Source organism: Psychrobacter glacincola (assembly GCF_904846075.1).
In the GTDB taxonomy this organism is placed as follows: Bacteria; Pseudomonadota; Gammaproteobacteria; order Pseudomonadales; family Moraxellaceae; genus Psychrobacter; species Psychrobacter glacincola_C.
Genome location: NZ_CAJGZH010000003.1, coordinates 1 through 14,822, shown reverse-complemented (window position 1 = coordinate 14,822; position 14,822 = coordinate 1). Strand labels below are relative to the sequence as shown.

The 14,822-nt window shown below is 42.4% G+C and carries 14 protein-coding genes and 1 pseudogene; 6 read left to right on the top strand and 9 right to left on the bottom strand.

Annotated elements, in window-relative coordinates; translation table 11 throughout:
* Positions 1–176: 176 nt before the first annotated feature.
* From tatC to JMW85_RS11100, 5 genes are all read right to left on the bottom strand, one after another.
* The gene (tatC, locus tag JMW85_RS11120; RefSeq protein WP_201581839.1) at positions 177–1,061 is read right to left on the bottom strand and encodes a twin-arginine translocase subunit TatC; all 885 of its coding nucleotides are present in this window, start codon (positions 1,059–1,061) and stop codon (positions 177–179) included.
* Positions 1,061–1,756, bottom strand: a complete 696-nt coding sequence (gene tatB / locus JMW85_RS11115; protein ID WP_201581838.1) for a Sec-independent protein translocase protein TatB — start codon at positions 1,754–1,756, stop codon at positions 1,061–1,063. Before tatB ends, tatC begins: the two co-directional genes overlap by 1 nt.
* 41 nt (positions 1,757–1,797) lie before the next feature.
* On the bottom strand, positions 1,798–2,043 hold the full coding sequence (gene tatA / locus JMW85_RS11110) for a Sec-independent protein translocase subunit TatA (RefSeq protein ID WP_201581837.1): 246 nt from the start codon (positions 2,041–2,043) through the stop codon (positions 1,798–1,800).
* Between the two features lie 188 nt (positions 2,044–2,231).
* Entirely contained in the window at positions 2,232–3,086 is an 855-nt protein-coding gene (hisIE, locus tag JMW85_RS11105; RefSeq protein WP_201581836.1) for a bifunctional phosphoribosyl-AMP cyclohydrolase/phosphoribosyl-ATP diphosphatase HisIE, read from the bottom strand.
* Positions 3,087–3,199: 113 nt separating this feature from the next.
* Positions 3,200–3,643, bottom strand: coding sequence for an acyl-CoA thioesterase (locus JMW85_RS11100; RefSeq protein ID WP_201581835.1), 444 nt, complete (start codon positions 3,641–3,643; stop codon positions 3,200–3,202).
* Positions 3,644–4,241: 598 nt separating this feature from the next.
* On the opposite strand from JMW85_RS11100, the gene rpmI reads away from it, so the two are divergent.
* The 5 genes and pseudogenes from rpmI to JMW85_RS11075 all read left to right on the top strand — a co-directional run bounded on the left by rpmI (position 4,242) and on the right by JMW85_RS11075 (position 9,384).
* On the top strand, positions 4,242–4,439 hold the full coding sequence (gene rpmI, locus JMW85_RS11095) for a 50S ribosomal protein L35 (RefSeq protein ID WP_010197866.1): 198 nt from the start codon (positions 4,242–4,244) through the stop codon (positions 4,437–4,439).
* Between the two features lie 150 nt (positions 4,440–4,589).
* Complete coding sequence (gene rplT, locus JMW85_RS11090) at positions 4,590–4,946, top strand: 50S ribosomal protein L20 (RefSeq protein WP_025651520.1); 357 nt, start codon at positions 4,590–4,592, stop codon at positions 4,944–4,946.
* A gap of 352 nt (positions 4,947–5,298) precedes the next feature.
* Positions 5,299–6,354 (top strand): phenylalanine--tRNA ligase subunit alpha, encoded by a 1,056-nt coding sequence (gene pheS / locus JMW85_RS11085; RefSeq protein ID WP_201581834.1) that lies wholly within the window; start codon positions 5,299–5,301, stop codon positions 6,352–6,354.
* A 71-nt stretch (positions 6,355–6,425) separates the two neighbouring features.
* Positions 6,426–8,838 (top strand): annotated as a pseudogene (gene pheT, locus JMW85_RS11080) (phenylalanine--tRNA ligase subunit beta).
* Between the two features lie 246 nt (positions 8,839–9,084).
* Entirely contained in the window at positions 9,085–9,384 is a 300-nt protein-coding gene (locus JMW85_RS11075) for an integration host factor subunit alpha (protein WP_045445928.1), read from the top strand.
* 235 nt (positions 9,385–9,619) lie between these two features.
* Here the strand turns inward: JMW85_RS11075 and JMW85_RS11070 are convergent, their stop codons facing one another.
* Positions 9,620–9,976: a hypothetical protein gene (locus JMW85_RS11070; RefSeq protein ID WP_045452446.1), complete on the bottom strand. Its 357-nt coding sequence runs from the start codon at positions 9,974–9,976 to the stop codon at positions 9,620–9,622.
* 518 nt (positions 9,977–10,494) lie between these two features.
* Between JMW85_RS11070 and ypfJ the strand changes: the two genes are divergently transcribed.
* Positions 10,495–11,385 carry a KPN_02809 family neutral zinc metallopeptidase gene (gene ypfJ / locus JMW85_RS11065; protein ID WP_045445932.1) on the top strand — a complete coding sequence of 297 codons (891 nt, stop codon included), beginning with the start codon at positions 10,495–10,497 and terminating at the stop codon, positions 11,383–11,385.
* Positions 11,386–11,569: 184 nt separating this feature from the next.
* On the opposite strand, the gene JMW85_RS11060 is transcribed toward ypfJ, so the two are convergent.
* The 3 genes from JMW85_RS11060 to trxA form a co-directional block, all read right to left on the bottom strand.
* Positions 11,570–11,809 carry a hypothetical protein gene (locus tag JMW85_RS11060; protein ID WP_055125335.1) on the bottom strand — a complete coding sequence of 80 codons (240 nt, stop codon included), beginning with the start codon at positions 11,807–11,809 and terminating at the stop codon, positions 11,570–11,572.
* 581 nt (positions 11,810–12,390) lie between these two features.
* A complete protein-coding gene (rho, locus tag JMW85_RS11055) occupies positions 12,391–13,659 on the bottom strand; it encodes a transcription termination factor Rho (protein ID WP_055125334.1) in 1,269 nt (422 codons plus the stop codon).
* Positions 13,660–14,185: 526 nt separating this feature from the next.
* Complete coding sequence (trxA, locus tag JMW85_RS11050; protein ID WP_060491956.1) at positions 14,186–14,512, bottom strand: thioredoxin; 327 nt, start codon at positions 14,510–14,512, stop codon at positions 14,186–14,188.
* Positions 14,513–14,822 lie beyond the last annotated feature (310 nt).

The window sequence follows — 14,822 nt, the reverse complement described above, 5'->3', positions numbered from 1 at the left end:
GGTAAAAAAAGCCACTGCATAGACAATGGCTGACTCATCATGTGCGCTTGCAAAATGCTTGCAAGCGCACATAACAATAATACAAAAACTCATAGAAAATAAAGGTGGAAATCAGCAGGTTATAGTAACAGATTAGCGCGTTGGCTGTTTTTGAAATAAGTATCTGATAAGTGATGTTATTCTTTATTTAACCCTATATCGCTTGCTAAAGCAGGACTGTGCTCTTCTTTAATTAAAATTTTCGCTAAAAATAATCCTAGCTCAAACAACAACCACATCGGAATGGCGAGCATCAACATCGACACCCCATCAGGCGGTGTCACGACCGCAGCAACGGCGAAACAGCCGACAATAATATAACGGCGTTTATCTTCTAGGCTCTGAATGGAGACGACACCAGTCAATATCAATAGCAAGGTGACGACTGGAATCTCAAAGGTTAAACCAAAGACCATAAAGAGTTTGAGTGCAAAACTTAAATAACTGTCGATGTCGGTCATCGGCAAGACGTTCTGCGGCGCGAACATAATAAAGAATTTGAGAACGCCTTTGAGGACAATAAAATAAGAGAAAGCCACACCCGCATAAAATAAAAATATAGAGGACATTAAAACGGGAATAGCGATTTTTTTCTCTTTTTTATATAAACCGGGTGCGACAAACGACCAGATTTGATACAAAATGTAGGGCATTGCAAAGAATGCAGCGACAAAAACAGTCAGGCGTATCGGTGCCATAAAGTTAGAGGTGATATCCGTCGCGATCATCGTTGAGTTGGCAGGCAACTGGGCAACCAATGGGTTGGACAAAAAATCATAGAGCTCGCGTGAAAATCCGACCAAGGCCAAGAATATGACCAGTACGGCAACACATATCTTAATCAAATGATGACGCAGTTCAATCAAATGCTCGGTAATCGGCATATCGCCAAGTGAGCTTAGGATATCGCCAGAGTCCTCAGTATTGCTGTCGACATTACCATCAATGGTAGCTGTTGAGGTCTCGATATCTGAATCCGCGACTTTTTCTTGACGGCTTTTTTTACGTTTAAATAAGCCCACTAATGACTCTCCTGCTCATGAACAGAAGCCTGTTTAGGTAAAGGACTGTCTATATGGCTGTTTAGTAAGATATCGGCTTTATAATTTGGTAAGTAGGGCGGTTGCGGCAAACGACGCGCTTTATCATAAGCTCCAAGACGAAACCACATATTTTCCCACGGTCTAGTTGTGATGGTTTGAGGCACTGGATTGGCGTTATCACTACAGTCAGTTTTTAGACTATCATTATCGCCTTGTGCCGATGACTGCTCAGAGCTTTCTGGTTTCTCAGCCTGTCTATTACTGTCATAGGCGTAGTCAAACGCTTTTGGCTGCACTGGTCGATTATCATCATTCTCACTACTGGCTTGACTACTTTGTCTAGGCGTATTGTCATCGCCTGGATCACGCGATGCTTTTAAATGCTGGTTTTGCGAGGATTCAAACTCTTGCATACTGCCGCGCATCTCCGCCATCTCACGCCTCATATCTGCTTCAGTCTGGCGAATTTTGGCCAGCTCTTTTTGCATAAGCTGGCGGGTCTCTGCCAAATCAAGCTCAGCTTCGATTTCAGATTGCAGGGTGGATACCGTACGGCGAATTTTGGCATACCACTGCCCAGCGGTACGCGCTGCCTGTGGCAGTTTTTCTGGGCCCAAGACGATTAGGGCGATAACACCAAAGAGGAGTAGTTCAGAAAAGCCGATATCAAACATAATGTTCCGATGTCACTGTCTAAAAGGTCACTGTCTAGAGGCTATACATTATGCGTGTCATCAACCTTGGTTGTTGTTGTTGGGCGCTCTTCAGTGTGTGCATTGCCATCATGATCGAGCACCACATGCTTTTTAGCATGCTCAGTATTTTCATCTTTGACCGCTTCTTTGAAGCCTTTGACTGCGCCGCCCAAATCTTTGCCAGCATTTCTAAGCTTTGAGGTGCCAAATACGACCACCACTACCACCAATAAAATCAGCCAATGCGTAATAGAAAAACTACCCATAAAGGTATCCTTGTGTCTTGGTTTTCAGTCTTTGTATGCCTACTTTGGGTGTATCGAATATCGTTATATTCAATAAACAGCCTCGACATACAATGCGAAGTAAAACAGAGCTATATTATAACCTGCACTTGTGACAAAAAGGTGAAATCAACAATAATCAAACAGGGCAATGGCCAAGCTTATAGAAACTATCGCGCCGCCTTTTCATCGATACCTGATAGACCAAATCGACGACCTAGCTCGTTTAATACCGCATCTGACTCAATATCGAACCACGCCAGTCCAACCAAGGTATGAAACCAGACATCGGCCACCTCATAGATGAGCTCGTGACGAGCGTCATCATATTGCGCTTTATTGCTATTTTCGTCGCAATTGGCAAAATCTTTGGCGGCAATGATACTTTCAGTACTTTCTTCGCCAACTTTCTCTAGAATTTTATTTAAACCCTTTGCGTATAAGCTTGCCACGTACGAGCTATCAGCATCTGCTTGTTTACGCTCTGCCAATACACCGTCAAGCTGCTGCAAAATAGAGCGATTGGTAGTGTCGTTGTTATGGTGACTGTGCTTGGCATCTGAAGGGATTACATCGTGAGCCTGCGTCTCTTTAGTTTCAGGAATGGCTTTTGCTGTATCGCTTGAATGATAAATATCAGCAGGGTCTTTTAATACCTTATCGACGGTTTGCCATTCAGGCGTTTGGCCGGACAAATCTAAACGCTGATAGAAGCAAGATTCGCGACCAGTATGGCAAGCGATACCGCCAGCCTGAGTGACACTAAGTACAATCACGTCTGCATCACAGTCCAAGCGAATGTCATGTACGGTCTGAGTATGACCCGATGACTCGCCCTTATGCCACAATTTGGCACGTGAGCGCGAAAAATAAACCGCTGTCTGCGTTTGCGCAGTTAACTGTAGTGCTTCGGCATTCATCCAAGCCATCATCAAAATACGCCCAGACTTATGATCTTGAGCAATTGCAGGAATCAAACCATCATCATTAAATTTTATGGCAGCCAGCCAAGCAGGTAAAGTCATAATATATCTGTCTTCTTGTTTATATAGAAATCAAAGGGGAATAAGTGAATCGTAACGGATTCTATTTATGGTCTGAATAAAAAAGCGGTTAGCATTAGAGCATGTCCTCAATATCAAATCCTGTAGAGATGTGGGTACAGCGCTTCTTTCATAATTTTATCAAGCGCAATCGATTTATTGAGGCGAAAGTCATAATTGACAAAATGCTGCCGTGCCTTGGCTACTGTTTCTCCAGTATGCATACGGGTAATTTTTATCACTATAGTGCCACCCTTATCGTATAACGGCTCAACGCCTACTTCAAATAATAGCTCTTCACGCGCCCGTATGCGACTGACAATACTTAGCTGTAACTCATCGATAATTAAACCGTGATAATCTGCATCGATCTCTTTAATACCTTTAGAGTAAAAAAATCTCTGCCGCGCCTCACATAGCAATGCCGTCAATGATTCGAGCGTCAGGTACTGAGCCATATCAAGCTCAATATGACGCACACGCATCACTGTTTCAAAGACAAATATGTCGTTATCAAAGTCTAATTCTTGTTTTGACACGTTATCTCCTAGATTGATTGCAGGCTATGAGTGCTGCTAATCATGGTGTAGGTTGGTAGCGTCATCATCGTACGATAGGCGCTCGATAAGTGTGATAAATAACTTTGTATTATTAACGCTCAGCTTATACTAAGGTTCAGTCTCTACTTAAGCACAGCTTAAGCTGACATTCAATCTATTTGGCGGTAAATCCGCAGTTTTATGAGTGTTTTGACTAAAATCTTTATAAATGGGCTCATACCCATTATCCACTGTCATGCCTACTAGGGCGTGTCCTCATTTTAAAAATGATGATAAGAATGAGATAAATTGCCGTCAAACAAGGAAAATAGCGCAAATAATATCGAGATATGAATCAGCTATTTGACTTAGCTTGGCAAAATCTAACCGTTTTCAGTCCATTTATTTGCTTTCGTTCAGATTGAGGACACGCCCTAGGCGAGGCGTAAAAGTTTCCTTGGCAAAACAGTGCATTATCTGCTAAAATACCGCCTCCCACCTCGAGGCAAATAGAGGTTTAGTGGGTGTTTTTACAGCCACTATTCGTTATTAACTATTTGACGACCAGGTTCTATCAAAGACAAAGAGGCAAATCATCATGAAAGTTAAGATGAAAACCAGAAGCGGTGCAGCTAAACGCTTCAAAAAAACAGCGAACGGCTTCAAGCGTAAGCAAGCAAACAAAAGCCATATCTTGACCAAGAAATCAGCTAAGCGTATTCGCCAGTTGCGCGGTCTAAAGATGGTGGACAAGTCTGACGAAGCAGCAGTTCGTCGCATGTGCCCATACATCTAGTAGGCTATCGTCATTTAGCTTTAATTAAGCGCTGTTTAATTTATGGCGACTGGATTAAAAATATCTGACTTTGCAATCTGATAGCGATGTCTACTATTCGATGACATCGTGATTCGTTTAATAATGATTAAAGAAATCTTGGAGTAATTTATGGCCCGTGTAAAACGTGGTGTACAGGCGAATCGTCGTCACAAAAAAATCCTAAAACGCGCAAAAGGCTACTACGGTGCCCGTTCACGTGTTTACCGCGTAGCGGTACAAGCAGTGACCAAAGCTGGTCAATATGCTTATCGTGACCGTCGCAACAAAAAACGTACCTTCCGTCGTCTTTGGATTGCACGTATCAATGCTGGTGCACGCTTAAACGGCTTAAGCTACAGCCGCTTTATCAATGGCATGAAATTGGCTAACATCACTGTCGATCGTCGCGTACTTGCTGACATCGCTATGCATGATGCAGCGACTTTCACAGCGTTGGTTGAAAAAGCAAAAGCGGCATTAGCATAAATATTAACCTTCCTTTAGGGTTGCTGCTTGTTTAGTCAGAATTTACAAGTAGTTATCTATATGGACAGGGATAATATTGATTAATAGTATGATATTAATAAAAGCTACCGCTGGTCGGTGGCTTTTTTTATATCACATTATCTTAATACTTCATGTCACAGCCTTGTTTTAGCACCAACGCTAAATATGCTTTGTTGAGATAGCTTTTATTATTGTCTAAATATTCAAGCCATTCATATCACTGGTATTATTTTTGAATGACTGGGTAAATGGTTTGCAATATTTGGTCAAATCCCTACAATTACCAATCACTATTATTAATAGTCCGTTTAAATCAGGAAGAATGCATCTTATGACTACCCCTGCTGCTACCACCGATTTGTCGGCGCTACCGACCTTGTCCACAGAGCTAAGCGAGCTTAATGAAGCTCAGCTAAATGAGTTGGCCAGTGCCGCTGAAGCCTTGGTTCTACAAGTAACCGATTTGCGTGCGTTGCAAGATTTGCGTGTGCAATTGACCGGTAAAAAGAGCCCATTAACTGGCTGGTCAAAGCAGATGGGTAAACTCAGCAGCGATGATAAAAAAACCTACGGCGGCTGGTTACACCAAGTCCGTAGCCGTATTCAAGATGCGTTGACAGAGCAGCAGCAGCAGCTAGAAGTGGCTGCATTAAATGCTAAGCTTGCAAGCGAAAGTATTGATATCACCTTGCCTGCTCGCGGTGGTCAAAAAGGTCATTTGCATCCAGTGACCATGATTACCCAGCGTATGCAGCAATATTTTATACAAGCAGGTTTTAACGTTGCTACTGGTCCTGAAGTCGAAAGCGACTATTATAACTTTGAGGCGCTTAATATTCCGTCGCATCATCCAGCACGCGCGATGCACGATACCTTCTATTTTGATGCGCATTATCTACTGCGTACGCATACCAGTCCTGTGCAGATTCGCACGATGGAAAAGAATGAACCGCCTATTCGTATTATTTGCCCAGGTCGCGTTTATCGCAATGACTCGGATCAAACGCATTCGCCGATGTTCCATCAGCTAGAAGGTTTAATGGTCACTGAGTCGAGCACTTTTGCAGAGCTAAAAGGCTTGATTAGTGAGTTCTTGGAAGCATTTTTTGCCAAAGAGCTGACTGTACGTTTCCGTCCGTCATTTTTCCCCTTCACCGAGCCGTCAGCTGAAGTGGATATTCTCGATGACAATGGTAAATGGCTTGAGGTCATGGGCTGCGGTATGGTACACCCGCAAGTGCTGACCAACTGCGGTATTGATGCCGAAAAATATACTGGCTTTGCTTTCGGAATGGGGATTGAGCGCTTCGCGATGTTATATTACGGCATCGATGATTTGCGCCTGTTTTTCCAAAATGACGTACGCTTTTTAAAGCAGTTTGGCTAGATTTTATTATTTAATAATACCTCTACCTTTACTCCAAAACCTTTATTATAAAATTCTGATCTGAGATATTTATGAAAATTAGCGAACAGTGGCTACGTCAATGGGTAAACCCCAACAATACTAGTGAGCAATTGGCCGAACAACTCACGATGGCAGGACTTGAGATTGATGATCGCTATGCGGTTGCCCGTGCCTTCAGTGGTGTGGTCGTCGGTGAAGTCATCAGTGTTGAGCAACATCCAGATGCCGATAAACTGCGCGTCACACAGGTAAATATTGGTGCAGCTGAGTCATTACAAATCGTTTGCGGCGCACCCAATGTCACCGTTGGTATGAAAGCACCTGTTGCTACCGTTGGTGCCGTTTTACCATCTAACGACGCAGAAGGCTTTAAAATTAAAAATGGCAACCTACGTGGTGTCGACTCTAACGGTATGCTTTGCGGTGCCTCTGAAATTGATTTAACCGATAGCATCGATGGTCTGCTTGAATTGCCAGCAGACGCACCGATTGGCATGGATATCCGTGAGTATTTAGGTTTAGACAATCAAATCTTAGACATCTCTATCACGCCAAATCGCGGTGATTGCTTTAGCGTACGCGGTATTGCACGCGAAATATCAGTTATTAATGATTTGCCAATGCAGCTGCCTGAGATTCCTACCAATGTGGTAGTTACTGATAACGGTGCTGATACTGCTACGCCAGCGGTAACGGTCAGTGCAATTGAAGCGTGCCCGCGCTATTTACTACAATCAATCAGCAATATTGATCGTAGCATCGACACCCCAAAGTGGATGCAAGATGCGCTGGTTCAGTCAGGACTACGCTCGCACAACTTTTTGGTTGATGTGACCAACTATGTATTGATGGAATTGGGTCAGCCGCTACATGCTTTTGATGCCGATACTATCGAGGGCGATATCGTGGTGCGTTTGGCACAGCCTGAAGAAACGATCACTTTGTTGAATGAGCAAACCATTACTCTAACGGGTGATGAATTAGTCTGCTGATGATAAAGGCGCACTTGCGCTCGCGGGTATCATGGGCGGTCAACGCAGTAGCGTTACTGATAGCACCACCAATATCGTCTTAGAAAGTGCTTTCTTTAACCAGCTTGCTATTGCTGCACGTGCACGCCGTTTTGGTCTGCATACTGATGCCTCACAACGCTTTGAGCGTGGGGTAGACTTTGAGTTACCAGAGCTAGCATTGGCACGCGCTGTTGATTTGATTAGTAGCGTTACTGGTGGGCAAGCCGGACAAATAGTAAAAGCAGAAAGCAGTGAGCATTTACCAGCTCGCGCACCGATTACTTTACCAATTGCTAAAGTTCGTGATGTCATCGGTATTGAGATTGAGCCAGCAGTCATGGTTCGTATCTTAACCCAATTGGGCTTTGAGGTAGCGCAGCAAGCCAATAGCCTGATTTGCACGCCGCCATCGTATCGCTTTGACATGAGTATTAAAGAAGACCTCATTGAAGAAATTGCGCGTATCTATGGTTATGACAATATTCCAAGCGTGTTGCCGCATTTGCAAGTGAGCATGGATTATGACGATACCGCAGATTTAACCCATGAGATGAAGCTGGCATTGGTCGATAATGGCTATATGGAAGCGATCAGCTTTAGCTTTAGCGATGCCAAAATAGAAGCATTGCTCGATGATAAAGCCCTAGGAGAAGTGTTGGCACTGGCCAATCCTATCTCTAGTGACTTAGCCGTGATGCGCCGTACCTTACTATCTAGCTTATTGCCTTGCGTGCAGTACAATCTCAATCGTCAGCAGCCACGCGTTCGTTTCTTTGAAACAGGGCTTAGCTTTGTTGGTCAAAGTATTAGTGAGTTGGTGCAGACACCAAGTATTGCGTTAGTAGCAGTTGGCGATGTCTGGGACGAGCAAGCGTATCAAAACCGTGCGTTAGACTTTTATGATCTTAAGCATGATATTGAGCAGTTATTACCTGCACAAATGGATAGCGCCCGTATTCGCTATGAGCGCAGTGAGCTTGCTTTCTTGCATCCAGGTCAAAGTGCCAAGCTCTATATTGATGATGAATATGTCGGTTGGTTGGGTCAATTGCATCCTAACACGGCTAAGCAGTTAGATTTGCCAGCTACGTGGGTTGCTCAATTATCACTTGCGCCATTACTGACCCTTGCCCGTGAGCAGCATACCATTACCACCCCAAGCAAATTTCCACAAGTACGCCGTGATATTGCCATTTTAGTAGACAGTGATATCAGCTTACAGACATTAGAGTCGACGATACGCGCCGTAGCTGGTGAGCTATTGGCTGATCTGTGGCTGTTTGATGTGTATCAAGGCGACAAAGTGCCAGCTGGTCAGCGCTCATTAGCTTTTGCGCTAATATGGCAAGACAATGCACAAACGCTATCTGATGACGCCATCAAAACCGCGACTGACAAAGTGGTACAAGCACTAACTGAGCAACATGCTGCAAAGTTGCGTGACAGCTAACATATAACTCTTATCATAGACATGCTCTGTAGCCTCACTCTTAAAGAGGCTATAGGGCATTGCTATTTATAAGAATTATGATTTTATAAAATTTTTTTCATAAAAATAGTTAAGTGGTTATTAATAAAGGATTTTAAAGCAGTCTTTGTTAAAAAGAGGTTAGAAAACCTTTATAATAGCTAGCATTAACCCTCATACCGCTAAACCATGATATTCGACATCACGACATAGCATAGGAGTCGTACTGTGAGCACCTTAACCAAATCTGACATGATTGAGCATTTGATGAGTCATCTTGACCTAACACGCCAAGAAGGCCGCTGTTTGGTAGAGAATTTCTTTGATGAATTGTCAGAGAGTTTAATTGATGGCAAAGAGGTCAAGCTTTCAGGCTTTGGCAACTTCGAGCTTAAAGATAAAAATAGCCGTCCAGGTCGCAACCCTAAGACAGGGGAGCCAGTCGCCGTATCAGCACGCCGTGTGGTGACTTTCAAAACAGGGCAAAAATTCCGTCAACAAGTTGATGAGCGCCTATTTGACGAGTAGCAGTAACTGTCAATCGCATAAAACTGAACAGATAAATATATCATGACTTCATGATGGTTGTTAAAGTTGCGCTTTATTATTAATGTGAGATGGTTGATCTACATTTGATCAGAGACATTAAATATCATGTTTAGCTATGAATAACCATGAACGATGGTAAATGACACGCACAAAAAAAGAGAGCTTAGGCTCTCTTTTTTTTTACTACAGTATTTCTATCATATAAACGATAAAATTACTGAGCTGGTTCTTCAATAACTACAACTTCGTCAGCTGCGTCTACAGCTGGAGTTTCGCTAGCTACGTCAACGCTAGTAGTAGTACCGTCTACAGGTACTTCAGCATCGATTTCGTCAGTAGCAGTAGCAACTTGAGCATCAGCGATGTCAGCTTCAGCTTCAGCAACAGCAGCGTCAGCATCAGCAGTTACTTCGCCTTCAGCAGCAGCTTCGTTTAGCTCTTCTGATGCATCTTGCACTTCTTCTTGTGCGTCAGATAAATCTTCAGCAGCGTTTTCTTTGTTGCTGTCACAGGCAGTAAGGCCCATAGTTGCAGTCATGATACCAGCTAGAGCAAGTAATTTTAAGTTCATAAGGTTTTCTCCGGGAAAATGAAATGATCAGTAGCAGCAAAAAAGGTTGAAAGCTGAGATTTCTCAGAATTCAACTAGTCTTAGTTACAGCTACTCAGCTTTCACGCATTCTATAGGATTTCTATATAAATAGAAATAGGCTGTACAATTAAGTAACAATAAAATTGTAAATAGTGTTTTACATCACTTATTCGTTATAATTTTTAATACAACGAGCCAAATTAATAGACGTATAATCAATGACATCAACCTATTTTGATGACTTTTTCGATGTCTTGATTTCTACTATGCTTTTTAAGCATCTATTGTATCTATTAGGGGTTTAATAGTCATTACATGTCTTGATTAGTGCAATATCAAGAGCCTAGTAAAGTAGCGTTTATCAAAAATACTTTGTCACTACTTACGTATCAGAAATCGGATTTGATCAAAAAATAAAGAATTGAGTCAAAATTACCCTATATAAAAAATCATCAATACGAGTAGCAATATATATCGTATATTTGAGGAATGAAACAATGAAATGGCAAGGTAGACGCGGCAGTTCCAATGTGCGCACCAGCAGTGGTGGTGGCAAAATGATAGGCGGTGGTATCGGTGGTATTATTATTGCTGGCATTTTATGGCTGGTATTTGGGGTAAATCCAATGACCGCTTTACAGACGGGTCAAGTAGTCGCAGGCGGTGGCAATAGCAGTGCCTCTACCGAACCTGCGACAAGTAACGATCGAGATACGCAGTTTGTCAAAGTAGTATTGGCTGATACTGAAGAAGTTTGGCATCAGATATTCAAAGAAGCAGGCAGCACCTATCAGGAGCCATCATTGATTCTCTTCAATGGTCAAGTTAGCTCAGCCTGCGGCAGTGCTAGCTCCGCGACGGGCCCGTTTTATTGCCCAGGCGATCAGACTGTCTATCTAGACAAATCTTTCTTTGTAGAAATGCGCCAAAATCTCGGTATCACGGGTGATAAGCAAGGCTCTGGCGACCAAGATAATCAAGGGAAAGCGGGTGATTTTGCACAAGCTTATGTTATTGCGCATGAAGTTGGACACCACGTACAGACTTTGTTAGGCATCAGCCAGCAAGTTAATGAAGCCAGCCGTCAAGTCACTCGTGCACAAGCCAATAAGCTATCAGTACTACAAGAACTGCAAGCTGATTGTTTTGCTGGGGTTTGGGCACAACGCAACCAAGAGCGTGTACAGTTTTTGGAGGCAGGTGATATCGATGAGGCCATCAATGCCGCTGGTCAAATTGGTGATGATCGTTTAGCGCGTGCTAGCGGTGGAGCAGTCGTACCTGATAATTTCACTCATGGCACCAGTCAGCAGCGTGTTCAGTGGTTCACTCGTGGTTTGGAAAGTGGCAACGTGCAGTCTTGTGATACGTTTAGCGGCGCGCTATAAGTGTACTGGATATCATGATAAGCGGATTTACTTTCAACTCATGAGTTAGAAATAAAAAAGCCTGCAATATCGATTGCAGGCTTTTTGTATTTTAGAGCGTTTTAGACATATTCAATAGATTTAAAATACACACAGTTGAAATGCTTAAAAACGGTCTTGATAGCACCAAATAATCATTTAGTGATTATCTGCTGTTGTTAAGAATGTAAGCACCAGCACCGCCTACTGCAGCACCACCAAGTGCGCCACGAGCGATGTCTTTGCTATCGCCGCCGCTTCTAATAAGTGCACCAGCAGCAGCGCCGGCAGCAGCACCTTTAGCGGTATTGCTCAAGCCACTATTGTATCCATTAGTTGCACAGCCACCCATGATAAGGGCAGAGCTAGTAAGAGCAGTCATTGCGATAGTTTTAGCAAATTTCATAGTATCACCTGTTAGGTTATCAAGTTAGTTTATCAAAATCAAAATACGATATTTTTATTACCACTGATTTTAATACAGATAGTAAGCTGTATTAAAATATTTGGGCAAGTATCTTAGAATAATCTATTGTGCTACCGCAAGACATACAAAGGTCTGCATTAGTAAGGATTACATCAAGGATGTTAAATATCTCGAAAATTATACTGCTATCAACACGTGATAGCAGAGTATATCTATACTGGCTCCTATACTAACCCATATAATAATTTCTAGGCGTAGTAAAAGCGCTAAGCTTTGCAAATAGCCTGTAAAGGATGTTTCTCCACTGTATCGTTGGTAGGGGTTTTGCTTAGGGTTATTGTATTTATATTGATAGTAAGCTAACTGTTTTTAAAAATAGTACTTTTGGCGTTTAATAGTGAGGTATTAAGGTCTGCTCTCATTTTCATTGTCGTTCTTAAATTCAGGACATGCCTGAATATATAAAAAATGAATACAAAAACAAAAAGACCGCACGAGTGCGGTCTTTTCTACTTAAGTTACTTATCTATTGAGTCTGGCAAAGCAGCACGGATCTATCATTAGTTCTGTGATTTACGTTTCATCTGCTCAAAGAATTCATCATTGGTTTTCGCTTCTTTTAAGCGGTCCAGTAAGAACTCAGTGGCTTGTACGCCATCCATCGGCTGTAATAGCTTACGCAATATCCAAACTTTGCGCAGTTTATCTTCATCAAGCAGACGCTCTTCACGGCGTGTACCAGATTTTTTGATATTAATCGCAGGGAAGACACGTTTTTCAGCCAGATCGCGCTCAAGCGTAATCTCTTGGTTACCTGTACCTTTGAATTCTTCAAAGATAACGCTGTCCATCTTACTACCAGTATCAATAAGGGCACTGGCAATAATGGTCAAACTACCACCTTCTTCGACATTACGCGCAGCACCGAAAAAGCGTTTTGGGCGCTCTAACGCATTGGCGTCTAGACCACCGGTTAACACTTTACCTGACGACGGAATAACCGTGTTATAAGCACGCGCCAAACGAGTAATTGAATCCAGTAAAATAACCACGTCTTGTTTGTGCTCGACCAAACGTTTGGCTTTTTCGATAACCATTTCAGCGACTTGTACATGACGCTGTGGCGGCTCATCAAAGGTAGAGGCAACCACTTCACCGCGTACCGTACGTACCATTTCGGTGACTTCTTCTGGACGCTCATCAATCAATAGGACAATTAAGTAGCATTCAGGATTGTTACGAGTGATCGACTGCGCAATGGTCTGTAGCAGCATCGTTTTACCCGCTTTTGGCGGTGCGACGATGATAGAGCGTTGACCTTTACCAATCGGCGCGATTAGGTCGATGATACGACCCGTCAGATCCTCAGTGGTGCCGTTACCAAGCTCGAGTTTTAAATGCTCAGTTGGGAATAGGGGTGTCAGGTTTTCAAAGATAAGCTTATGACGTGAGCGATCTGGGGTATCAAAGTTGATTTCGCCAACTTTCAATAACGCAAAATAACGTTCAGAATCTTTTGGTGGACGAATCGTGCCAGCGATACTATCACCCGTCTTCAGACTAAAGCGGCGAATTTGGCTAGGGCTGACGTAAATGTCATCAGGACCGGCTAAGTATGAGCCTTCTGATGAGCGCAAAAAGCCAAAACCATCCGGAAGAACCTCAAGTACGCCGTCACCATAAATGGCTTCACCGTTCCGCGCATGGGTTTTTAGGATAGCAAAGATAATGTCTTGCTTACGGCTACGCGCCATATTATCAAGACCCATTTCTTTGGCGATAGCCAATAGCTCAGCGATTGATTTTTTCTTTAATTCAGTAAGATTCATAGATAGGTCATTAGCAATTGATCAGATGAGAGATGCCATTAGCAGCACAAGTCACGACAGTGATTAAAACAACGATAGTATAGTGATAGAGGGTGCGTGCACAGAGCTGGATTTATGTAGTTTGGATATTACGTGTCAGCTTATATACGAATTGCAATCGTTTATGCAAGGTAATAAGAAATAAGGATAAAGAAGTCTACATAAGAGTCTGCGTCAAAAACTCAATATCAGTAATTGTGTTTAGTCATTTCGTTCAGCAATGGTGTTTATAACGACGATTGTGTTTTTGTTGATAAACACGAGGAGAATAGCGATAAGACAGTTAGGAAAACCGTTAGTTTTCTGTTGTCAGCAGACTATACGGTCTTCACAATAGCATTGTCAATAAATTTTGCCAAAAAAGTCGTCTAATTGAGTTTTTTGCATAAAAAACAAGCAAAAAAGCCACTATCTAAGTTAGATAATGACTTTTTCGACGGTGTTGCTGTCTCTTTAGAATGCTTATGCAAAACGAGCAATTCTCGACTTAGAGATGCTTGTCTAACACTTTTGCCAATTCAGCTTTTGGCTGTAGACCCATCACTGAGTCAACTTTTTCGCCATCTTTAAAGACAAATAGTGTTGGGATATTACGGATACCAAAACGGCTGGCCGCTTGTGGGTTGCTATCCACATCAACTTTGACGATTTTAACTTTGCCTTGGTACTCAGTGGCTAGATCTTCTAAAATAGGGGCGATTGCTTTACAAGGACCACACCATGCTGCCCAAAAGTCTACCAATACTGGCACATCTGATTGCAATACGTCTTTGTCAAAGTCGGCATCGGTAGTATGTAAAATAAGGTCTGACATAATTTATCTCTCTTGTTTTATTATTTCTATCGCCATTCATCAACCAATATATTTGTTGCATAATAGAATGATGAGTGACCAAAGAAGCGTTTAGAAGTGGTTAAAATGTGCCATTATATTAACATGTTTGCTCAGGGTTAACAGATGCAGGCTGGTTAAATTGTTTAACAATTACGATTAGCACAATAAATCGACACATAACGACACAGGCATGGTTTTATATGTCACTTGATAATTCTGTCTGTGTCTTTTGTTCAAAAATAAGCAGTTTATAACACTATATCTATACTCTAATATCTACCACTTAAGA